This is a genomic window from Paenibacillus sp. VT-400, assembly GCF_001029205.1.
Classification (GTDB): domain Bacteria; phylum Bacillota; class Bacilli; order Paenibacillales; family Paenibacillaceae; genus Paenibacillus; species Paenibacillus amylolyticus.
Map to the genome: position 1 here is coordinate 2,180,120 of NZ_LELF01000067.1, position 22,286 is coordinate 2,202,405.

Annotated in this window: 19 protein-coding genes; 16 read left to right on the forward strand and 3 right to left on the reverse strand. The window is 44.6% G+C overall.

Annotated elements, in window-relative coordinates:
* Nucleotides 1-70 precede the first annotated feature (70 nt).
* Nucleotides 71-2,890, forward strand: coding sequence for a glycoside hydrolase family 2 TIM barrel-domain containing protein (locus EL84_RS20370; protein ID WP_047842885.1), 2,820 nt, complete (start codon nt 71-73; stop codon nt 2,888-2,890).
* A gap of 105 nt (nt 2,891-2,995) precedes the next feature.
* On the opposite strand, the gene EL84_RS20375 is transcribed toward EL84_RS20370, so the two are convergent.
* Nucleotides 2,996-4,369: a sugar phosphate nucleotidyltransferase gene (locus EL84_RS20375; protein ID WP_047842886.1), complete on the reverse strand. Its 1,374-nt coding sequence runs from the start codon at nt 4,367-4,369 to the stop codon at nt 2,996-2,998.
* A gap of 17 nt (nt 4,370-4,386) precedes the next feature.
* A complete protein-coding gene (locus EL84_RS20380) occupies nt 4,387-5,196 on the reverse strand; it encodes a DUF6492 family protein (RefSeq protein ID WP_047842887.1) in 810 nt (269 codons plus the stop codon).
* Nucleotides 5,197-5,398: 202 nt separating this feature from the next.
* On the opposite strand from EL84_RS20380, the gene EL84_RS20385 reads away from it, so the two are divergent.
* The 9 genes from EL84_RS20385 to EL84_RS20425 all read left to right on the forward strand — a co-directional run bounded on the left by EL84_RS20385 (nt 5,399) and on the right by EL84_RS20425 (nt 16,255).
* On the forward strand, nt 5,399-6,163 hold the full coding sequence (locus tag EL84_RS20385; RefSeq protein WP_047842888.1) for a YheC/YheD family protein: 765 nt from the start codon (nt 5,399-5,401) through the stop codon (nt 6,161-6,163).
* A gap of 198 nt (nt 6,164-6,361) precedes the next feature.
* Nucleotides 6,362-7,102, forward strand: coding sequence for a LytR/AlgR family response regulator transcription factor (locus EL84_RS20390; protein WP_047842889.1), 741 nt, complete (start codon nt 6,362-6,364; stop codon nt 7,100-7,102).
* 1 nt (nt 7,103) lies between these two features.
* The gene (locus tag EL84_RS20395; RefSeq protein WP_047842890.1) at nt 7,104-8,402 is read left to right on the forward strand and encodes a GHKL domain-containing protein; all 1,299 of its coding nucleotides are present in this window, start codon (nt 7,104-7,106) and stop codon (nt 8,400-8,402) included.
* A 110-nt stretch (nt 8,403-8,512) separates the two neighbouring features.
* Entirely contained in the window at nt 8,513-10,564 is a 2,052-nt protein-coding gene (locus EL84_RS20400; RefSeq protein WP_047842891.1) for a serine hydrolase domain-containing protein, read from the forward strand.
* Nucleotides 10,565-10,754: 190 nt separating this feature from the next.
* Nucleotides 10,755-12,158 carry a PQQ-binding-like beta-propeller repeat protein gene (locus EL84_RS20405; RefSeq protein ID WP_047842892.1) on the forward strand — a complete coding sequence of 468 codons (1,404 nt, stop codon included), beginning with the start codon at nt 10,755-10,757 and terminating at the stop codon, nt 12,156-12,158.
* A 351-nt stretch (nt 12,159-12,509) separates the two neighbouring features.
* Entirely contained in the window at nt 12,510-13,172 is a 663-nt protein-coding gene (locus EL84_RS20410) for a hypothetical protein (RefSeq protein ID WP_047842893.1), read from the forward strand.
* A 168-nt stretch (nt 13,173-13,340) separates the two neighbouring features.
* A complete protein-coding gene (locus tag EL84_RS20415; RefSeq protein ID WP_047842894.1) occupies nt 13,341-14,321 on the forward strand; it encodes an SDR family NAD(P)-dependent oxidoreductase in 981 nt (326 codons plus the stop codon).
* A 185-nt stretch (nt 14,322-14,506) separates the two neighbouring features.
* A complete protein-coding gene (gene murB, locus EL84_RS20420; RefSeq protein ID WP_370511408.1) occupies nt 14,507-15,415 on the forward strand; it encodes a UDP-N-acetylmuramate dehydrogenase in 909 nt (302 codons plus the stop codon).
* A 141-nt stretch (nt 15,416-15,556) separates the two neighbouring features.
* Nucleotides 15,557-16,255, forward strand: a complete 699-nt coding sequence (locus EL84_RS20425; RefSeq protein WP_047842896.1) for a hypothetical protein — start codon at nt 15,557-15,559, stop codon at nt 16,253-16,255.
* 94 nt (nt 16,256-16,349) lie between these two features.
* On the opposite strand, the gene EL84_RS20430 is transcribed toward EL84_RS20425, so the two are convergent.
* Nucleotides 16,350-17,135, reverse strand: a complete 786-nt coding sequence (locus tag EL84_RS20430) for a DUF817 domain-containing protein (protein WP_036608089.1) — start codon at nt 17,133-17,135, stop codon at nt 16,350-16,352.
* A 267-nt stretch (nt 17,136-17,402) separates the two neighbouring features.
* Between EL84_RS20430 and EL84_RS20435 the strand changes: the two genes are divergently transcribed.
* From EL84_RS20435 to EL84_RS20460, 6 genes are all read left to right on the forward strand, one after another.
* Complete coding sequence (locus EL84_RS20435; RefSeq protein ID WP_017688572.1) at nt 17,403-17,747, forward strand: YojF family protein; 345 nt, start codon at nt 17,403-17,405, stop codon at nt 17,745-17,747.
* Between the two features lie 23 nt (nt 17,748-17,770).
* Nucleotides 17,771-18,445, forward strand: coding sequence for a bacillithiol biosynthesis deacetylase BshB2 (bshB2, locus tag EL84_RS20440; RefSeq protein WP_036670850.1), 675 nt, complete (start codon nt 17,771-17,773; stop codon nt 18,443-18,445).
* A 317-nt stretch (nt 18,446-18,762) separates the two neighbouring features.
* Nucleotides 18,763-20,151, forward strand: a complete 1,389-nt coding sequence (locus EL84_RS20445; protein ID WP_235431558.1) for a nitrous oxide reductase family maturation protein NosD — start codon at nt 18,763-18,765, stop codon at nt 20,149-20,151.
* A complete protein-coding gene (locus tag EL84_RS20450) occupies nt 20,148-20,729 on the forward strand; it encodes a nitrous oxide reductase accessory protein NosL (RefSeq protein ID WP_051447067.1) in 582 nt (193 codons plus the stop codon). Before EL84_RS20445 ends, EL84_RS20450 begins: the two co-directional genes overlap by 4 nt.
* Before the next feature lie 28 nt (nt 20,730-20,757).
* Complete coding sequence (locus EL84_RS20455) at nt 20,758-21,579, forward strand: ABC transporter permease (protein WP_036670851.1); 822 nt, start codon at nt 20,758-20,760, stop codon at nt 21,577-21,579.
* Nucleotides 21,572-22,285, forward strand: a complete 714-nt coding sequence (locus tag EL84_RS20460) for an ABC transporter ATP-binding protein (RefSeq protein ID WP_036670852.1) — start codon at nt 21,572-21,574, stop codon at nt 22,283-22,285. Before EL84_RS20455 ends, EL84_RS20460 begins: the two co-directional genes overlap by 8 nt.
* Nucleotide 22,286: the final 1 nt, after the last annotated feature.

Genomic DNA, 22,286 nt, shown 5'->3' on the forward strand with positions numbered 1-22,286 from the left:
CGAAAACGGTTTCTGTTCATTGGAAGCGATTACTTGTATCGATTATATGAATCTAAAAGGGGACACTATCATGATAGAAACAATAAATCTGGAAGGCATATGGAAACTCCAACTTGATGAACATAAGGTGGAACGTGGTCTGAATTTCTCAGACGTTATTACATTGCCAAATACTACATCTCATGCGGCCAAGGGCAAGAAAAACGAGAATGTGTTAATCGGTGCGCTGACGGATGAGTACTTATTTGAGGGTTATGCCTGGTTTTCACGAGAGATTGAAATTCCCGAACACTTGGCTGGCAAACGTTGCTTCTTGCATCTGGAACGAACACGAGTAACCACAGTTTGGATCGATGGGGTGGAATGCGGAACACAAAACAGTCTGAATACACCTCACCGTTACGAGATTGAGGCAGGGCTAACCGCTGGGACTCATACAATTACCATTCGAGTGGACAATACCAATTATCCAACCAAAGGTGGTCACCTTACATCCGAAGACACGCAGACGAATTGGAACGGCATCACCGGGAAGTTGGAACTTCAATTTTTCGAGCGTGTTTTCCTGGATAATGTTCAGGTCTATCCCGATCTTGCGACTCGATCTTTCGAGATCAAGGCAGCACTTGTCGGTGACCTGCAAGGAGTAAGAATCGTGGTATCAGCTGTTGCTGTCAGTGCAGATCCAGTTCATACGACGGAGGAACAAATTTTCGCCCCGGATTCGCAAGAGATCCAGCTGACGTACAAGATTGGCGAAGATGCCATGTTATGGAGTGATGATGAGCCTAACCTGTACGAACTTCACATTAAACTGCAAGATCAGGATGGCGAAGTGTTGGATTCCACCGAAGTATGGACGGGATTACGGGAGTTTCGGGCTACCGGAGACAAATTCACCATTAATGGTCGCAAAACGTTTCTTCGAGGCAAACATGACGGGCTGATCTTTCCGCTCACGGGATACGCGCCAACAGATGTGGATGAATGGGTTCGCATTCTCGCTATCTCCAAGTCCTACGGTATCAATCACTACCGTTTCCATACCTGTTGTCCTCCGGAGGCTGCTTTTATTGCAGCGGATCTGCTCGGCATCTACATGGAGCCTGAGCTTCCGTTCTGGGGAACCATTACGGATGAATCTTCGGATGGACATAATCAAGCCGAGCAGGATTACTTGATTAGCGAAGGATTTGCGATGCTGCGTGCTTTTGGTAATCATCCTTCGTTTGTCATGATGTCCATGGGGAATGAACTATGGGGAAGCAAGGACAGATTGAATTCGATCCTGAAGGCATACAAAGCATATGATCATCGTCATTTATACACCGAAGGTTCGAATAACTTTCAGTTTGTGCCGGACATTCTGGAGGAAAGTGAATTCTTCTGCGGGGTTCGTTTCTCCAAAGAGCGCCTGTTCAGAGGTTCATATGCGATGTGTGATGCTCCGCTCGGTCACGTGCAGACCGACCTGCCAAATACATTGAAAGATTACGATTCAAACATTGTACCTGAGCAAGGCAGCGATGCTGACCCTTCCGGTCAGACTGGGGACAAAGAGATTCAGATTCAGTATGGGACAGGTTCCAAAACAGTGCAGGCCAAAGCTGGAAGTGACCAACTTGTCTCACACGTACCAATCATCTCGCATGAAATTGGACAGTACGCCACGTTTCCTAATTTCGAGGAGATCAACAAGTGTACGGGTTCTCTCAAAGCCAAGAATTTCGAAGTGTTTCGAGAGCGTCTGAATGCCAAAGGGCTGGGACATCTGGCGGAAGCATACTTCAGAGCTTCTGGTAAACTCGCGGTCGCATGTTACAAGGAAGAACTGGAAGCTGCTTTTCGTTCGAAGCAACTAGCCGGGTTCCAGCTGCTGGATCTTCAGGATTTCAGTGGTCAGGGAACGGCGCTGGTGGGTGTACTGGACGCATTCATGGATTCCAAAGGCATGATTACACCTGAGGAGTGGAGAACGTTTTGTTCCGACGCTGTGTTGTTGGCGAGATTCCCCAAATATAATTATCAAGCGGGTGAATTGTTCGAAGCACGCATTGAACTAAGTTACTTCCGCAGACAGGCATTGGACGGACGTCATCTGAAGTGGGAAATTCAAAGCGAGCAGATCGAAGGAAGCGTCCTATTGGAAGGGAAAGCAGACCTGCCAGCGACCCATGGAGAACATTATGTGAATGTCGCGGATCTCAGCATTCGCATTCCTGAAGTCTCCAATATGACCAAAGTGGAGCTTAGACTGTCCATTCCGGGCACGGATATCCGTAAGTCTTACGACCTGTGGATCTACCCTAGTCAGGAGGAAGTGGACCTGAGCGGTTTGAATCTATTTACCGAACTCTCGGAACAGGCGTTGGCGCTGCTTGAGCAGGGAGAGGATATTATGCTTTTCCCAAATCCCGACCAGATTCAACATGCGATTCAAGGTTTCTATAGCACCGATTTCTGGTCTTACCCTATGTTCCGATCCATCTCGGAGAATATGAAAAGAGAAGTTCCTGTGGGCACAATGGGCTTGTTAATTCAACAGGATCATCCGGCCTTCGAACATTTTGTCACAGAGGAGCACTCAACTTATCCGTGGTGGAGCATCGTGTCCGAGTCGTCATCTATCATCTTGGATGAGTTGGATAAAGACTTGAATCCGATCGTGCAGACCATTGACAATTTTGAGCGAAACCACAAGCTCGGCCTGTTGATGGAGTGTCGGGTCCGGAAGGGGAGAGTGCTGATGGGAGCGCTGAATCTGGAGCGTCTGATGACTACATTGGAGGGCAGACAGTTGTTATACAGCTTCCGGCGTTATGTACAGAGTTCCGCTTACCAGCCAGTTGCACGTCTGGAAGTAGAGGAACTTCGCAAGTTGTTTAACTAAGATGTAGGGGAAGAAGTGTCAGGTCTCCCTTAATTATGCCAATGAGCCCCTTCCGCGAATGGAAGGGGCTATAAGACATGCAGATTGAATCGGTTCATTCGCCCATTAAGCGTTAGATGAACCTGCACTTTTTAGGATAACATTCCAATCTTCTTCTTCAAAAAGTATGTTGTCTTTATCCTCTGCTACTCCGATCCGGACCTCAAGGATCACCATCCTGGTTTCAGCCAGAATAGAAAAGAGACTCTCCTTGGTAATTGCGAACTGATTGCCCATACTCACTTGCATGACCTTTCCGTTGACAAGCACTTGCCCACTGCCTGCAAGCACGGTCCATGCTCTACACCCAGTTCTATGCCAGTTCAACCCGATATGTTTGCCCGGTAAAACCGTTATGTTTAATGTGGTTACAGTTGTATTCTCATCTTCTAACGAACCTTCAATGACACGATAACTGCCCCAGGTTGATTCACCATACATCGGTTTTAGTGGCAAGCTACCCAATTGCGCTTTAATTTCATTTGAATTATTTTTGTTGGCAATGAGAATGCCATCCGGACTTGCGGCAGCGATAATACCTGGCACGCCAATGACTTGGATGGGGTAGGGAAGCTCGTTAATAATATAGGAATCGGAGGAAGAACCCGAGATTCCACCGTGTCCGATTACATGGGTATCTAACTGTGCGCACAGCGTATCCCAGCTTCCGATATCCTGCCATACTCCCTTATAAGGCAGGACTACGGCCCGCTGTGCCTTTTCTGCAACATGCTTGTCAAAACTGCGTTCAGGCAACGCTTCATACAGGGACGACAATTGATCATAATGAACCGGCAGCCCCATTTTTTTAATATGGGATATCATAAACGCGACGGTGAATGCGTACACACCGCAGTTCCATAGTGCCCCACGTTGTAGCAGAGTCTCAGCAATGGTGGCTTCGGGTTTTTCTATAAATTGTGTTATGGGCGCATAAGCATTACGTTCTTCCCCACCCGGCATGATGTATCCATACTGTTCTGAAGCATGTGTAGGCCTTGTCCCAATTAAAGCGATATCGGCTTGAGAATGTTTCAATATATCCGGCAGTAATTGGAAGTTGCTGAAAAAATCTTCACCTGCGAACACATCAGCTGGCGCGATACAGATCACATCGTCATCTTTGGCCATTCGGAAGGATTGCAGATATAACGTCGCTAAGGCCGCCGCAGTAAAAGTGCCTCGTTTATAAGGTTCCCCAATGACTGGGATTTTGCCTTGAGTATGTCGTGCCGTAATATTAGCCTGATCCTGATGTGAAATAATGAGCGTTGAATCCGTTAGGGATGAACTGTCAAGCTGGCGGCATACTCTGCTGATCATGGATTCCCTACCTCCAGCGGGTGATGGAAGTATATCTATGAACAGCTTGGAGCGAAGCTCATTGGATAACGGCCAGAGCCTTTTGCCAGAGCCGCCGCACAGCAGTACGATATGCATGGGCTTCCTCCTTAAGCTCAGGGAGCTTTACTATAGATTTTCCGTTTATGAAAGGAAAGAGAACGATATTTAAGAGCCAGATTGCGGATTTGTTGCTCTTTTAACGAAGAAGCGTTCACATTCAGACTTTTATTCTTGGAACTTCTAAGGACCATGCTGCCTGGGTTTTTCGTATACATAAAATTGGCATACGTTTCATACTCGGAGAAACCAAACTGCTTTTTCTTATTGATATTGGAGATGATGGCTTTGTACCATGGCAGCTTATGAACCGCTTCAATTTTCTGTTTTAAGGCAGCGAGTTTCGATTTGTCGAACAGCATATAATGGGTGACAAAAGAGCGGGGGCGAGGAGCTTTCATGCCTAACAACTTGCGGTAGGTATTGAAATATTCCGGCTGGCTCCAGTCACGGCAGTAAAAGACTGTTTTGCCTTCTACAAGAAATGAATGAGGTTTAATCAGTACGGTATCTGCATCCATGACTAGAAAGTACTTTGCCTTCACAATGGAATCTCCGTTCATTTTGAGCAGCTGCTGATATAACCAGCCTGACCGATTCCATCGGGAGGACTGGTAGTGTATGTCGTTTTTGGTTATAGGCAGGACGGATCGCTCATTAACAAAAATGCAGTTTTTAAGGGAACAAAGTTTTCTGATCTTGGTGCTGACCGGAGAAACAATATATATGCTTCCAATGGGATGTTTTACATAACGGCGAATGTTATCGATGACGAGGGGAAGGGTAGCCAAATCTTTCTCGATCGCTGGTATAAGAACATCAATCTTAGGCGCATTATTCAACCGGATTCCAGGCTGGACGGACATCTACTCATCTCCTTGCACAAATCGTGATGACTCATTATATGGTATGTGTGCAAAAGTGTTTTGGTCAGGGCATGTGCAAATATACATTTTTACGAATAGGGGCTTTTGTTGAGGGTTCCTTTATCGGTATTACATATAATGCTTGCAGGATCTTGATCAAACAGCAGGCTTTGATGCGGTTGCTGAAGGGAGAGTTTACGACATGGGAGTTGATAAGTTGCAGCCGTTAAGAAGCAAGTGGTTAAAAACAAAATTGATCATTAATAATGAATTAATTAAACCGTTTATCCCCGACACACAGAAATATAACAAAACGAATCTGAAATCCATGATCAGCAAATATGGGATGGTCTATGTCAAACCCGAGAGAGGTACTTTCGGGATGGGTGTTATTAAGGCCGAGATGGAAAGTCATCAACATTTTGTCTATCAGATCGAGCAAAAACGCCTGACGTTTGACAGTTTTGAATCGTTTTATAACAGTCTGACTCGTCTGGTGAATAAAAGAAGTTATCTGATTCAGAGAGGAATCCATCTGCTTAAGCACAATAACAGACGTTTTGACATTCGAGTCATGATACAGCTAAGCCCGACCAAACATTGGGAAGCTACCGGAATCATCGGGCGACTGGGTCATCCAAAGAAAATCGTAACCAATTATCATAGTGGTGGTACACCGATGGATATTCACAAGCTGCTAAAATCACATGCATCCACAAAACGCAGGAATGAACTGGTTCAAGAGATGAATGAGCTTAGCCTGCGCATAGCTCGTCATATGAAAAAAAAGTACCCGCATCTTAAGCAAATCGGTGTAGATATCGGCCTTGACCATAGTCTGAAACCCTGGATTATTGAAGTAAATGTCAAACCTGACCCATATATATTCAATCAATTAAAGGACAAGACGATGTATCGCAAGGTAATACGATATTACCGTCATGCTGTGCCCAAAAAAACAAAATAACAGACCGGACTTTTCATAGGAATGGCTGGAGAAGGTTTCAAGCTCAAGAGTCGCCAATGTGGCGACTTTTTTTGTTGATCTGCGTTTTAGGGTCGGAATAATGCATTTCATCCCCATTCGACTCCGAAACCTATGCTAAAATAGTATATTCGAGAGTGAAATTCAGAGTCGATGTCGATGAAAGGCGGATGTTCCCCCATGTTCAATATTGCAATCTGTGATGATGAGGAGCAGCAACGAGAACGTGTGAAATCCATGCTGGTCTCCTTATCTCTAAAAACCAATTTTGATTTTCAAATTAGCCTATTCACATCTGGTGAACAACTGCTCTCACACTACAGAGAGGTTGGGGATACATTCAATATCCTCATCTTGGATGTGGAGATGGGCGGAATGAACGGGATTCAGACCGCTAAAGAGATCAGGAACATGAAGTTTCTGGATGTACAGATTATGTTTCTGACCAGTTACCCGGAATATATGGTGGAGAGCTTTGATGTCATCACCTTTCAATATCTGATCAAGCCAATCCAGCCGCAAGTTTTCGAGGAAAAGATGATTAAGCTGTGTCAATATTTTCAGGCATTGGACAAAAAGTATGTACTAATCAAATCAGACTATGATGAACTGCTGCTGAAATATGATGATATTCTCTGGATTGAGGTCGTCAAAAGTTTAACGATCAAGAACAAGTTGAATTTTGTGACACAGGAAAATGTACATGAGACCAAAGGCATTTTATCCAGTTATGCTACCGGTTTGAAAGACCATGGTTTCTTGCAGATTCATCGCTCGATTATCATCAACCTGATGCATGTTCAGAAGTTTTCCGGTACCCAAGTCGTCATGTTGAATGGAATGGAACTGCCCATAGGCCGATCCAAAGTCAAAGAAATCAAGGATGCCTACACCAAATACATGATCATGAGGATTCAATGATATGGGTACCTATATGATCTTTTCCATCATCTTTGTGACCTTACTTATGGCATTTCAGGCGAACTTTTATTTTGATTCTGTGTTGGGCAAGTCCAGGCGTAAGCCGCGCAGAGCGATCTATTTCATCGTATTTATCCTGCTTTGTTATTTTTATTTGGTTTCTTCCTTCTCGGACATCGTTTCTACTGCTGTTGCTCTGCTATTAATCTTCAGTCTGGCACAATCCTATGAAGTGGAGTTCAAAATCAAGCTTGTTTTTACCATCCTGTATGCGGTTCTGATTACGATGGCGAATACAATAGCCGTATATATTCTCGGAGTTTTGGAATCCACAGAATTCATTTCATGGGAACAGTTCAACGGAGAAAACCACTGGATTCTTTCCAAGGTAATGCTGGTTGGTTGCAGTATCATGTTTATTGTTATTCAAATTGTACGTTTAGTGGCTAAACGCAGAAGTTTTGCCGTGCATTATCGTTATTATTTGCTGTTTCTTATCGTACCCATTATTACGATCTATCAGATCAATGTGGCCTCCATATATAGTGAAAAAAACATATTCTACGTCTTTTCTGTACTAGGCTCGCTATTTCTCAACGTGTTCATTGTATATGTATTCGATAACATGGTGGAAAAGGTACAGCTTGCGCATGAAAATACCCAGTTACAGCGTCAGATGGACTACCAGGATGCCAACTATGAGAAAACCGTTCACAGTTTCAAAAACATTAAATCCATCATCCATGATATCAATCAGCAATTTCTGTATATTGATGAATGTATCCAGCGTAACGAACTGGCAGCGGCAGGTGACCATATCAAGTCAACATTAAATACCATTGAAGGTGCGTACCAGCGGGTGAACTCCGGTAATCTGGTCATTGATGCACTCGTTACAAATACCTTGGCTATGGGGCAGGCAAACGGGATCAAAATCGACACCAAAGTCCAGCTCCACTCGCAACATATCCAGATCGATCGATATGATCTGTGTGTGGTGCTTGGTAACATGCTTGATAACGCAATTGAGGCCTCCAAGAAAGTTAGACAGGCCGAGGATCGATACATCCTCATTGCCATTCACTCCACATCATCTACACTGGTCATCCAGATTATGAATCATGTGGAGCAACCGATCGTTGACTTGAAAAGTGACAAGCCCAATCCGGAGTACCATGGGATCGGTCTAACCAATATATCGCGAATGTGCGAGAAATATGGTGGACATATGAGTATTGAGCATCAGCATCGGAAATTTAACAACATGGTCGTGCTTCCGTTCCACACCGACAACCCCTGAACCTGCCGTTCAGGGGTTGTTTTTTTCCATTCAGGGTCCGTTTTCGTTTGATCAGTCTCTTCCCGGATATGATGAATTCATTCATAAGAACATTTGAGGGAGGACATATGATGAAGAAACTAATTAGTCTTTTATGTACAGCGGTGCTTGTAATTACACCGCTGGCAGATGTCAGAGCAGAGGCGAATAACAGCGGTACGATTGAGACACGGGCGGAGCAGATCGCCAAGGAGATGGTGCAAAACTACGGTGTCACCAGTGTGCAATATGCGATCATGGATGAAGGGGAATATATTTTATCAGATAGTGTCGGATTGCACGATAAGGCATCACAGAAGCCAATAGACAAGGATAGCATGTATGGCATAGGCTCGGTTAGCAAAATGGTTGTTACGGCAGCCGCCATGAAGCTGGTTGATTCCGGTAAAATAGATCTGGATGAGCCGCTTACTTCGTATATCAAAGACTTTAAAATGGCAGATGCGCGCTATACTCAAATCACACCGCGCATGTTGATGAATCATTCTTCCGGTCTTTACGGTACGCATTATGGAAACAGCATGTTGTTTGAAGATAATGACACCCGCAATCATGATGAGTTATTGCTCAAACTTCAGTCCGAAAAACTGAAATCCAAACCTGGCGCATACTCCGTCTACGCCAATGACGGTTTTCAATTGCTTGAAATTCTGGTTGAACGGGTGAGTGGATTAAGCTACAGCGAATATATCGCCAAGTTCATCAGCGAGCCGTTGAAGTTGGAATCAACGAAGACACCACTAGATTCCTTTGACAGAGCGCAATTATCCGAAACCTATTGGCCTACACTTGAGATGAAGATGCCTACCGAAAATGCAAACATTATCGGCACAGGCGGAGTGTACTCTACCGCAGAAGAATTGAGTCAATTCGGAGAGGTTTTAATGGGGAACAGACCGGATATTCTGTCCGAATCTGCTGTGAAGGCCATGCAATCTCATGAATATCGTAAGGGCATATGGGTATCTGATGAGCAAAATACGATCAATTATGGCTTGGGATGGGATTCGGTTGACCTTGCACCTTTCAGCGATTATGGGGTTACCGCGCTTGCCAAAGGCGGGGATACCATGTTGTACCATGCCGTGTTAATCACTATACCTGAACATGATATTTCAATGGCGGTTCTATCATCTGGCGGATCTTCCATCTACAATCAGATGTTTGCCAGCAAAGTGCTGCTGGAAGTTCTGGCGGATCAAGGCATCATTGACAAGGTTAAACCCGATCAGACCTTCTCGTCACCCGACAAAGTGAAGATGCCAACAGAATTAAGCGCGTACTCCGGTCTCTATGGTACGGTAGGAGAGACATTGGATATAACGATTAAGGATGGTGAGATGCAACTGCCTGCTTTGCTGGGTGGAATTATTCCAGAGCAGAAATATGTGTACACAGGCGACAAACATTTTACAAGTGCGGATGGCAGTGTAAAAGCTAGCTTTGTGAAGGAACGTAATGACAAGGTGTATGTTAAAGTTCAAGGCATGATATCGTTACCCGGCATAGGTCAAACGGTAATGAACACGTATGATTATCAAAAACTGGATCATAATGCGCTTGACGCAGCAACGAAAGAGAAATGGACAGCTCGTGACGGCTCGAAATATTACGCGTTGGATGAAAAAATAACATCGATCTTTTATCTGCTTCCATCGATGCTGATCAAGAACCTGTCTGTTGACGCCGAACATGGTTACGCCAATGGTACGCAAATCATGGATGCAAACAACGCAGAGAATATCGCCGAGATTCCTGTAATGAACGGAAGAGACGCGTTTGATCTGCAATTTTACACAAAGAATGGCGCCGAGATTTTGCTCCAGGATGGGCAGGAATACATTGCCGAGGATGCGATTACTCCAATCTTTGGTGGAAAAAAAGGAATTACGACTATTCCGGCAAACGGTCAAGCCCGGTGGTATGCGATCGACGCCCGATCGGGTAACAAATCCATCACGGTGGATTCTCCGAAGACCGGAGGTTATGCAGTGTATAATGATAAAGGGGAAATGGTTGACTTCTCTGTAGCAACCAATCAGGAATCGACGAAACTCCCGAAAAGTGGTTTTATCGTTTTTGGTGGGGACTCCGGTGATGTATTCCAGATCCAACTAAAGTAAAGTAGAAACTTCATTAATGAGTCACGTTCGCAACTTATCTCCGAAAAAATACAGTTATCAAGAAGTCGCCTGGTGGCGGCTTTTTTGATATTTCCTTTGAATAATTTAACAATCCGGTAACTATTTGGACCCATCACACGTTATGTTTATGTAGTTATATCTCAGGATTTTAATAACAGGAGGATTTACCATGGTCAATATACATAAACGTCAAATGAATAAGGAATGGAAAAGAAGAGCAGGAAGACCCATCATTGCAGGCATTACTGCCGGAATGCTGATGGTTCACGGCGTTATCGGCGTGTTGCCATCGCAGGCACATGCTGAAGCATCGGATGTATCCATCCGTAACTGGTATTCGTATCAACGAATCACTGTACCTGAACTGAAACCTTCTTGGACAGCAAAAGTAGATAACTATCTGAATATGAACGAGACGTATGTTGGAGTTAATGCCATCGCAGAAGAAGGCAAAGTATTCACGTTTGCTGGATCGAAGTTGATTGCACTTGATGCGACAACAGGTAAACGGCTGTGGACTTACGCCAAAGACCTGACTCCTTATATTACCTATCAAAGCGGGATTCTCTACGGACTGACCATTGATCACAAGCCATATGCCTTGAATGCGAAGACAGGCAAAGCAATATGGCAGTCAGGTACATCCACCTGGATTGATACGTATAACCGTACGGAAGCTCTGATTCCAACGGTGGATACCCTCTACGTGATTAAGGGGAGTACAACGTTTGCACTGGATATCCAGTCAGGCAAACTGCGCTGGGAAGCAGATGAACCATTAGGTGAAGGTAATGGTACTGAGTATCTGAGAGAATCTAATGGTGTGGTGTTGAGAACCTTTTTTGTCCAAGGGGCACTTACATCCTTACAGCTTAATGCATATGACAAGAAAACGGGCAAGAAGCTATGGGGTCATTTTGGTCAGGGGGAAGCTATTCAGATCAAAGACGGACTTGTATACTCAGCGGACTACTATTCTTCGATGTTGGAAAATGACGAGTCTTCACCAGAACGTAAATGGAAAGTGAATGTGTACAATCTGAAGACCGGTATGTTAAAAGGAAATCAGGAGTATAAGTGGACCATGCCGGGAGATCCACCGTATGTGAATGGGTATGGAGGGATATTTTCCAATAAAGACAAACTATACATTCTACAAGGGGATAAGATAGCGGAGTATTCGTTGACCTCAACCAAGCCAGGTCCCGCGCCACTTCGAACTTTTCAGCGCCCTTACGGCGAAAATATGGTATGGCTTGGCGTTACACAGGAAAGGTTGATCTACAAAAATGGAAACACGGGAGAACTTACAGGCATCAAGCTGGCTAATGGTCAAGAGGTTCAGTGGCATGGTGATGCCCCGGTTTCTCAGATTGATGTTTACGGTAAAGGAATGTATCGAGCGCAACGTAACGGCACCCTGCTTGCCCTCAACATGATGACGGGTCAGTCGGTCTTCCGCATCTCCACCGGTGGAGATCTGCACAACACGACGTTGAAGACAAACGGAATGATCATCATCCAAGCCGAAGGCAAACTTCTCGGCGTTAAGCTGCCAGCATCGCTGAAATAAGTGATTTAAGATGAAAAATATGTGAGAAGACTGGATTACGGCATAGCTGCCCATAATCCGGTCTTTTTTTATTTTTGCGCATAAAACACTGCAAAGTCCAAGTATTTGTACATGCAATCTGCCACGCGAAACCCCGCTTCCTCCAACCACACCAATTGATCCTCCAGCATGGCATTGATATCCACCTTGCGTCTTTCGATCGATGCCGAGGTGTCTGTATCAAGGGTTCTTCCCTGACCCTAGGGAAATACTGATTATGGATAAACTCATAGGTTGGACCTATGGATTCCGAGTCTCAGCCATGGGTAATAACATGTAAGCACTGAATATAGACAGGGAGGAATGAACCTGATGTTTCAACCACGTTCTATTATGATGAGTATCTCGTTAATCGTTATAGTTCTAACACTTGCAGCTTGCTCTGGTAGTAATGAACCTTTGCCTAGCCCTCAACCATCAATGCCAGTAGGTGAACCTGCTCCAGCACCTTCAACAGAAAATGAACAACCATCTGAAACAGATGGAACAGAAGAAGCAAATGAAACGGAGCGTCCACAGACCGCAAGTTTTGAAATGTTGACCGCAGATGGCAATCAATCACTAGAAGGGACCTTGCAACAAGGAGAAGGATTTTCCTTGTACGTATTCGAGAAATTCACATTTGATGCTGCTCAAGGCCGTCTGTCACTGACTAGTAACGCTGACTATTATGTGGATATTGAACCACTGCCTTCGGATTATAATCTGGCAGAACTGGAGACAGCGGGTAAAGAAGAATTAGAAAAAGCCGGTAAGGTATCCGATTATAGTGGAGAACTGGTAGAACACCCGCTTGGTCATGCCGAGCTCTATCTTCAGGCCTCAGGTGAAGAAGGCATTAGCGATTATATGGTCTGGAAATCAGAAGAAGAGGACGCATTTTTATTCCGTCTTCATAATCCAAAAGGAGAAGAGGCCTCTGATTTCGCCAGTCCGGTCCTTGTTTCGTTATCCACCGTTCAGGGTGATTCGTAACGTGGATGACTATAATCATTTCAACGAAAGTCGCCAACTGGCGGCTTTTTTACGTTTACAGATTGCACGGAGAAGTTGCAGGTGATGTATTCACTTCCATTTGACTTAGAGTACGCTCTAGGGTGTAGACTTTGAAGAAGTAGAAATATTACTAAGGAGATGAACAGAATGACACAGGAAAATAATACTAGAACTTTACAACATAAAATGGACTCTGGCCTCAACCATAATAGTACAGCTGAGGATGTATTGAGGGATCTGGACTTGTCCGGACAGCTTGCTATTGTAACGGGTGGATATTCCGGCCTGGGGTTGGAGACGACACGTGCGCTTGTTAATGCGGGAGCCCGTGTAGTGGTGACTGCACGTCGTCCAGCGGTTGCGAAGGAAGCACTTTCGGGTCTGGAAGGTGTTGAAATAGATGAATTGGACCTCGCTGATTTATCCAGCGTTCGTGCTTTTGCGGAGCGGTTTCTGGCGAGTGATCGGGACATTGACATGCTGATTCTTAATGCGGGCATCATGGCTTGCCCGGAGACGCGGGTTGGTCCTGGCTGGGAAGCTCAATTTGCAACAAATCATCTGGGCCACTTTGCCCTGACTAATCTGTTATGGCCAGCACTCACTAGTCAGGGGGGAGCACGTGTTGTTTCCTTGGCATCAGCGGGACATCATTTCTCATCGATTCGTTGGGATGACATCCAATTTGAACATGGCTATGAGAAATTCCCTGCCTATGGACAGTCCAAAACAGCAACGATTTTATTCAGCGTTGAGCTGGATCGTCGAGGTGCAGAGCACGGAGTACGGGCTTTCTCAGTTCATCCAGGCGGAATTATGACACCACTACAGCGTCATATGCCAAAAGAGGAAATGATTGCTCTGGGCTGGATTGATGAATCTGGACAAGTGGCCAATCCTGCGTTCAAAACACCTGAGCAGGGGGCAGCGACGCAGGTCTGGGCAGCAACCTCTCCTCAGCTTGAGGGAAAAGGCGGTGTCTACTGCGAGGATTGTGACATCAGTGAAATGGCTCCTGAGGATGGAGGTTTCTATGGGGTTAAAAAGTATGCCATCGACCCTGAGCAAGCTATTCGTTTATGGGAGCTATCAGCCAAGCTGACTCAAACAGACATAGAACTCTCATAATCATGTAATCGCGGCAACAGAGCAGTAGCTTGCTTCCATGCAGGAACTCACGGAAAAGTTCAAAATCTAAAGAGAATGTGATTAATTATAATGAAAACAACATAATTTCAAACAAAATCTCCTATTTAGCATATAATAAAGAAGGAGCATCTCATTTTCGCGATGGTGCAATCATTTCTTTATGAATTCAGGGAGAGAAAATCATGAATATTTTTGAGCATCAGATACCTTTGGAAAAAGTGAAATTCAATGAACCACTAAAAAATCACACGTTTATTAAAATAGGTGGCAACGCAGATATTCTCATCCATCCAACAACGATAGACGAAATCACTAAAATCGTGGAAATTGCCAACTTACATCAGTTACCTCTGACGGTCATTGGAAAAGGCTCAAACGTCATTATTAAAGACGGGGGCATCCGGGGAGTAACGATTTCTCTTAGCCACTTCGATCAAATTAAAGTGAATGAGGACAGCATGATTGCGCAAAGCGGCGTTGATATCATTGATGTATCCAGACTTGCTTTGGAGCATAGCTTGACCGGTTTGGAGTTTGCTTGTGGTATTCCCGGCAGCACGGGGGGCGCACTTTACATGAATGCGGGTGCTTATGGCGGTCAGATCGCCGATGTTGTTGAACGTGCGACTGTGATCACCAAAGACGGCGCAGTGTTGGAAATCCCGCGAGAAGAGATGAAGTTTGGTTATCGAAATAGTCTCTTCAAGATGGATCACTATATCATACTGGAGGCCGAATTCGGGCTCAAAAAAGGAAACAAGGAAGATATTGCAAGCAAAATGAAGGAATTAACGTTCCTGAGAGAATCCAAGCAGCCGCTTGAATTCCCCTCTTGTGGAAGTGTATTTAAACGACCCGAGGGACATTTTGCCGGTAAACTGATTCAGGATTGTAACTTGCAGGGCACTCGCATCGGAGGTGCTGAAATCTCCATGAAGCATGCAGGTTTTATCGTAAATGTGGATCACGCTACTGCCCAGGATTATATGGATCTGATCCAATTTATTCAGAAGAAAGTATATGATACGTTCCAAGTTGAATTGGAAACCGAAGTAATCTTTCTGGGAGAATAGCTTTGATGAATGACTTGAAAGGTCGCCAATGGCGGCCTTTTTTGATTGTCCGAATTATACTTAAACAAGAACTAATATGCTAATTATGGTAATATCAGAGTGATTGTATTTAATATTTCATCGTTATCATAAGGAGTGTACATGGAGATAATCAAGCGTAACAGGAGAATTTTGCTAATCACTGCAATGGTAATTTTACTATCGCCCCTGTCAATCTTGGCATATATGTATATGAATGAACGAGCTGGCGGGCTAGCCGATCAACGGATATCCAAAGTTTGGGGATTGAATGAACCTATACATATTCCTATAGCGAACAGTCCTCAAGGGGCCGTTCAAGAATTTAGAGGTGAATCTTATACCTCCCAATTCATTCATCAGGAGGCTGTGGACGGGGGCATGATTTTGTTTACACAAAAAAAGGGTCGGGAAAATAACAGTAATCTTCAGATGGAGTATACCCGCAAGAACATTTTCGGATGGAAATGGGTATGGGGTGGAGGATATTCCATTAATGAATCAGTTGAATCCAAGTTTGCGTTGAATTATATGAGCATACCGAAATTAGAAAAAGTCTCGGCCCCGTTACCGATGTTATTTGGTGACATCATAGACTCCACTATCAAACGTGTAACTGTTGAAATCAAGCAAAATGGAAAGCCCGAAACTTTCGATGCGAAGCTGGTTGAGGCAGGTGAGAACCAACAAATCTGGTATGCATTCCTGCCTTCATCAGCTACTCCTCCTTATACAATCAAAGCATATGATCAAAAGGAGAACCTCTTAATCAACAAAGACATTGAAGAGGCAGATGGCTTTGGCTCATTATTTATTGAATAATCTCAAATAGAACTCCAGTAAAAAAACAGCGGCATTCGAAGACTTTAGGTACGAGTCTAAGATTGCTGCTGTTTTACGGTTAGAGAATAAGTAGTTACCTGGACTTTGGATCATCTGCGGTTCGATTGGCCTTCACATATTTGAGCTGCGCAACGATGATGACACTGATGATGACCAGCAGGAACCACGAACTGATTTTGCTAAAGCTAACCAGTTGCCAGGCATCATGCTGATCAGGGTATTTCCAGGCATTGAAAAATGTAGCGATGTTCTCAGCAGTCCAAATGAAGAAACCAACGATGATAAAAGCAAGCGATAAGGGCATTCGATAGGTCGTTGCTCGTACCCGGTAAATAATCCAGGTTTTCCAGAAGACAATAAATACAAGCGCCGTCAGCCACCAGCGAAAATCGGGCATAAAATGATGAGTGAAAAAGTTAATATAGATGGCTGCTCCGAGCAGCATCGAAGGTGCAAAACCAGGCCATCCGGTCATGTCCATCCGCAGTCTTCGCCACACCTGACACATAAAACTGGCTACACTTGCATACATGAATCCACTATAAAGAGGGACACCCAGGATTTTGCTGTATGCTTGCTCAGGGTATGACCATGATCCCATCCATACTTTATAGATTTCTAGCACCAGGCCAATAATGTGAAATACACAGATGACCTTGATTTCATCTTTGGTTTCCAAGCCGCTTCGATACATTAGGTACTGCACAGCAAGCAATACGAGCAGAATGGCATCATATCGATGAAGGAAAGGAATAGGAATTACGCTGGACAGTGCCAGTGTTCCAAAGATCGCTACGGGAAATATGCAGCTCATGGCCTGATGATAGCCAAAATGAAGTAGTTGTATTAGAGATTTCAAGTCGAGTTAAACTCCTTTCCAAACATGTTGGAGCAAGATTCATTTAAAATTTAAGGTTCTTCATCACGGGCGTTTTTGCCTACACTTCATAATATAGATATGATCCATGAATAAAAAGAGAAAAAACCACGCAAATCTGTTCTTGTTTTCAAACTGGAATCATCATGAGAGGGCTCTATGTGAGGTCGACAGGGTCACTCCATGTATATTCTCTTGTGGTTATGTTAAAATGAAATTTGTACAATTACATTAGATAAGGAGGCCGCTATGCAACCGATTAAACCTCAAGACATTCAGCTCCGGATCAATAATCTTGCTGATCAGGACTTATACGTACATCTAGAACTTACGTCAGGTGCTTACGCACAACATATGGACAGTACAAAACATCCAGCATCGGCATTCATTACTAATGCGGCCATACGATATACGCAGGGGTCCATTTCAGGTACAGGTCCATACCGTGTTGGTCTGAAAACAACGCAGGGATGGCTTTACGCCGAAGGACTTACACATATTGATGAGCAGGAACAAGAAAGACTGATTCTCGCCGGTCACGACAGCCAGGGTAAACTAGTTGTGGCGTTACAATTAAGCCGAGAAATGTTCTGATGAAAGCGGAGGATTGAATAACCATGAATACTACACACAACGAGCATGAGCGCATCTTGGTGGTATATCCACATCCAGATGATGAAGCTTTCTCTGTATCGGGAACGTTAGCCAAATACATAGATGGCGGTGCCCATGTAACCTATGCTTGTCTAACACTTGGCGAGATGGGGCGCAATATGGGGATTCCTCCATTTGCCAACCGAGTGACGTTGCCTGGCATCCGTAAACAGGAACTCATCGAAGCTTCTGAAGCGATTGGTATTCAGGACTTGAGAATGCTGGGTTTCCACGATAAAATGCTGGAGTTCGAAGACCCACAGTTACTGGAAGATACCATCATGTCGCTACTAAAAGAGTTGAACCCTACGCTGGTCATTACGTTCTATCCGGGGTACAGTGTTCATCCCGATCATGATGCAACGGGAGCCGCTGTTATACGTACAATCACTAAACTTCCTGTGGATGAACGTCCGATTGTTCACTGCGTTGCGTTCGCTAATAATCAGGAACAGTACATTGGCAAACCGGATGTATTTGTTGACGTATCCGAATTTTTGGATCGAAAAATGGCGTCCATTCGTGCCCATCGTTCACAATTCCAGGCAGCAGAGCTTGTAGGAAATCGTGAGCTGAATAATGAAGAAATCAAGAAACGTTTTGGCAGAGAAACATTTTGGACCTATCCATTTGAATAATATATTACTTAGAAGTCGCCTATATGGCGGCTTTTTTTGATTTACATCACAATATCGACACAAAAATGGAGCGTCTATAGCCTAATTGAGCTATATGGAATAAATATCATTTTAAGTACACTATGATCAGGATTGTGATAACGCTTCATTTATTACGTTGCTTCAATGGATGAGGAACATGGAGAGTTGATTTTAAGTGGAATGGAGGGATGGTGTGTACAACCAACGTATATTTTGGATTAACGTAAGACCCGTTGAATACATTGCCATAGCAATAAGCAACTGTAACAAGAAGCCGGAATTGCGCGGTTTGAATTATGAGTAATCCTTGGGCAGGCTTGAGTGTATTCAACAGTTGTAAGAAGAGTCGGGTTACGGGTTTCATTTTTCTAATCGGAATGATGATGCTCCTGCTATCCCTTCCACACGGTGCAGTCATTGCCTCCTCCGGACATCGTGATCTCATTCCCCTTCAGCCTATGATTGACCGTTCTGCACCTGGAGAAGTCATTGAACTTGCATCAGGTCGTTATTCTGGACCCGTGACGATTGACAAAAACATCACCATTCAAGGTGATCCTACGGTCATAGTTGTTAATGCGAAAGCCACCTCTACGATAATGATTCGCTCGGATGGGGTGAAATTGAGCGGTTTTACAATTGAACATGATACGAATGAACAGACTGCAGCGATTCAGGTTGAAGGGAAAAACAGTGAAATCATGGATCTGCATATTCAGACCCAGGGGTATGGGATGATCATCCGGAATTCGAGTCAGGCAACGATTCAGCGGAACAACATTACGTGGGCCGGGTCTGATTCTGCTTCCAGTGGCCAGAAGGGCAATGGCATTGATCTGTACAACTCCCATGATAGCTTCATTGAAGCCAATGAGATCACCGGCATGAGGGATGGAATCTATCTGGAGAACAGTCGCAAGTCTACTGTGCAAAATAACAGGCTGTTACATACAAGGTACGGCATCCACTGTATGTACATTGACGGCTCTTCTGTCATGGACAATACCGGAGAGGAGAACATGACAGGTGCCATGATTATGGGCGTCAAGAATACGGTCATATCGGGCAATTCTTTTCGCAAACAGAGTACCAATGTTCACTCGCAAGGGATTCTATTGTATGACGTACATCAATCCTATGTTCACAACAATGTTGTGGAGGGTAATCGTGTCGGCATGAATATTGCAGAGTCATCGGGCAATGAGATCCATGACAATGCGGTGCTTCGGAATTTTGTTGGCATACAGCTTGTTCTGGCAGAAGCTAATGAGTTTACACGTAACCAATTGGTGTCTAATGTCATTGAAGCTTCGGCGCTGGATAGCCCGAATAATGTCCTGATGGAGAACTACTGGGACTCCTTTCAGGGGCTCGATCTGAATCGGGATGGGATCAGTGAAATATCCTATGCGATCAATCCTTTTTATGAGCAACTGGTCAGTCGAAATTCAGCGTATCAGCTCTTTTTCCAATCACCGGGTATGGTCTTTCTGAGTGAGTTGTTTACAGAAGGCAGAGAACAATGGACTACCGACAAATCGCCACGAATGAGCATGGATACGGAATCTGATCTGCACATGTCAGTAGAAAGTGCTACAGATTCCAATGTGGTGTGGTTGTTCGGGTTAATTCTGTTGGGTATGGCAACTTTTATAATCATCTATATGGGGGTATTACGAAAATGAACAAAAGTTTGAACAGAAGATGGACATTCCTCATGGTACTTATGTTTGGCATGGTGCTGTTAACCGCTTGCGGAACAAAATACGCGGCATTGCCGATCAATGAAGACGTGGATATCTGTGCGATCTGTAAAATGCAGGTGAAGGACGATGCATATGCAACACAGCTCACTACGAAAGACGGCCAAAATTACAAGTTCGATGATATCGGCTGCATGAACCAGTGGAAAACAGAAAATGGCACAGATAACATCGGCATGGACTATGTACGTGACTATAATGACAAGGAATGGATTGAATACAGCAAAGCCACGTATGTATACGACGCTTCATTGCGTACACCTATGGCCTATGGAATTCTTAACTTTAAGGACAAGCCCTCGGCTGAAGCTTTCATTGCAGAGCAAGGTGTAGGAACCATTATGACCGCTGAGGATCTTGCCTCCCATGACTGGAAACAGAACACAGAGAATATGGACATGATGGGTGAACATGGGCATGATGAGCACGGACATGGTGAAGAAGGAGACGGTAATGAGATGCATCAGGAAGGTGAGATGAAAGAAGAGTCAGGCCACTAAGTATGACAATAGAAAATGGTGATCAATGATGTCAGATATGATACAGATTGCAAGACGAGAAGTGAAAATGGGATTTCGCAATCCTTGGGCGTATTCGTTTCTGATCCTTTTTTGCACCTTTAGCTTAAGCTTGTTACTTCTGAATTCGCAGAATCTGGTTGAAGGATATTCGGGCACAACAGGTTCGATGTTGAATCTCATTCTTTACCTCTTACCATTAATGACGCTGTTCCTCGGTTCCTTCTCACTAACATCCGAAAAGGAAGACGGTAGCTGGCAACTGCTGTCCACGTATCCCATCGGCACGATGTCTTTTATTGTGGGGAAGTATCTTGGGCTGTCGATTGTTTTAATTACCATTGTTGCGTTTGGATACGGCCTGATGGGGGTCATTAGCGGAGTGATTGGGAATCCACTGGATGTCATGACATATCTTCTTTTTCTGGCATTCTCGTGTGGACTGGTGTTGTTATTCCTGACGTTGGCGCTATTTATCGGTTCGTTGTCGCGCAATCGGTGGCAGGCGTTAACCATATCCGTGACCGTATGGTTCTTCGCTGTCATTGGATGGCCGACGTTATTGCTCTCTGTGCTGGGACTGATGCCTTATCTATGGGTGAAACCACTGTTGGTTATGCTAACACTCATCAATCCGGCCGAGCTGGTGCGATTGTTTGTAGTCATCAAACTGGGAGGTGGCTCCATTCTTGGACCAGAATATTATCGATGGGTGGAGTGGGTGCAGCAACCAAATGGCAGTTGGATCTTCATCGGGATATGCCTATTCTGGATTGCTTTCTCTGTCCTGGCGGTATATGCGATCTGGGAGAGGGGGCGTTCTCATGGATAAAGTGGGACTCGAAGTGATGGGATTGTGCAAATCCATTAAAAAGCAACCAATTGTTGAGGATATCTCCTTTCGCATTACTTCAGGCCAAGTGCTTGCCCTCTGTGGAGGGAATGGTGCAGGAAAGAGCACGGTGCTGCGTATGATCGCAGGAATTCTTCGGCCTACCTCCGGTGAGGTTGCAGTGAACAATGTACGATGGTTGAAGGAGCGCAAGCGTTATTCAGAGCAGATTGGATATATGCCGGACGATTATCAATTTAATCAAGGACTGAGTGCGGAGGAAATGCTTCTGTTCTGGGCTTCTCTGAGGAAAGTTCCCAAGGAGAGAGTACAGGAAGTACTGACCATGGTAGGTTTGGAGGATCAAAAGAAAAACCGGGTTACGACCTTCTCCAAAGGCATGCGCCAACGTGTGTTATTCGCCCAGGCTGTGCTGTCGAAACCTCCACTGCTCATCATGGATGAGCCAACGAATGGACTGGACCCATTCTGGATGCAGGAATTAACTCAGCTGCTCAAGGGCATCAAACAGGAAGGCCACATGGTCGTGTTCTCGACCCATCAGCTGGAGATCGCAGACGACATTGCGGATCAGGTGATATTCATGAACCATGGACGTAATGTTGGAGAGGGCTCTACTCACGACTTTTGTGATCAATTCGGTTCGCTCCATGCAGCATTTCATCAAAGTCTTGGCTTAAAGTGAA

Bases quoted from the DNA above. Each gene is read 5' to 3' on its own strand.
- EL84_RS20385 (WP_047842888.1), top strand. From the start codon at position 5,399: ATGGGAGTTGATAAGTTGCAGCCGTTAAGAAGCAAGTGGTTAAAAACA.
- EL84_RS20390 (WP_047842889.1), top strand. From the start codon at position 6,362: ATGTTCAATATTGCAATCTGTGATGATGAGGAGCAGCAACGAGAACGT.
- EL84_RS20455 (WP_036670851.1), top strand. From the start codon at position 20,758: ATGTCAGATATGATACAGATTGCAAGACGAGAAGTGAAAATGGGATTT.
- EL84_RS20375 (WP_047842886.1), bottom strand. From the start codon at position 4,369: ATGCATATCGTACTGCTGTGCGGCGGCTCTGGCAAAAGGCTCTGGCCG.
- EL84_RS20395 (WP_047842890.1), top strand. From the start codon at position 7,104: ATGGGTACCTATATGATCTTTTCCATCATCTTTGTGACCTTACTTATG.
- EL84_RS20415 (WP_047842894.1), top strand. From the start codon at position 13,341: ATGACACAGGAAAATAATACTAGAACTTTACAACATAAAATGGACTCT.
- EL84_RS20405 (WP_047842892.1), top strand. From the start codon at position 10,755: ATGGTCAATATACATAAACGTCAAATGAATAAGGAATGGAAAAGAAGA.
- EL84_RS20450 (WP_051447067.1), top strand. From the start codon at position 20,148: ATGAACAAAAGTTTGAACAGAAGATGGACATTCCTCATGGTACTTATG.
- EL84_RS20435 (WP_017688572.1), top strand. From the start codon at position 17,403: ATGCAACCGATTAAACCTCAAGACATTCAGCTCCGGATCAATAATCTT.
- bshB2 (WP_036670850.1), top strand. From the start codon at position 17,771: ATGAATACTACACACAACGAGCATGAGCGCATCTTGGTGGTATATCCA.
- EL84_RS20370 (WP_047842885.1), top strand. From the start codon at position 71: ATGATAGAAACAATAAATCTGGAAGGCATATGGAAACTCCAACTTGAT.
- EL84_RS20380 (WP_047842887.1), bottom strand. From the start codon at position 5,196: ATGTCCGTCCAGCCTGGAATCCGGTTGAATAATGCGCCTAAGATTGAT.
- EL84_RS20445 (WP_235431558.1), top strand. From the start codon at position 18,763: ATGAGTAATCCTTGGGCAGGCTTGAGTGTATTCAACAGTTGTAAGAAG.
- EL84_RS20410 (WP_047842893.1), top strand. From the start codon at position 12,510: ATGTTTCAACCACGTTCTATTATGATGAGTATCTCGTTAATCGTTATA.
- EL84_RS20425 (WP_047842896.1), top strand. From the start codon at position 15,557: ATGGAGATAATCAAGCGTAACAGGAGAATTTTGCTAATCACTGCAATG.
- EL84_RS20460 (WP_036670852.1), top strand. From the start codon at position 21,572: ATGGATAAAGTGGGACTCGAAGTGATGGGATTGTGCAAATCCATTAAA.
- EL84_RS20400 (WP_047842891.1), top strand. From the start codon at position 8,513: ATGAAGAAACTAATTAGTCTTTTATGTACAGCGGTGCTTGTAATTACA.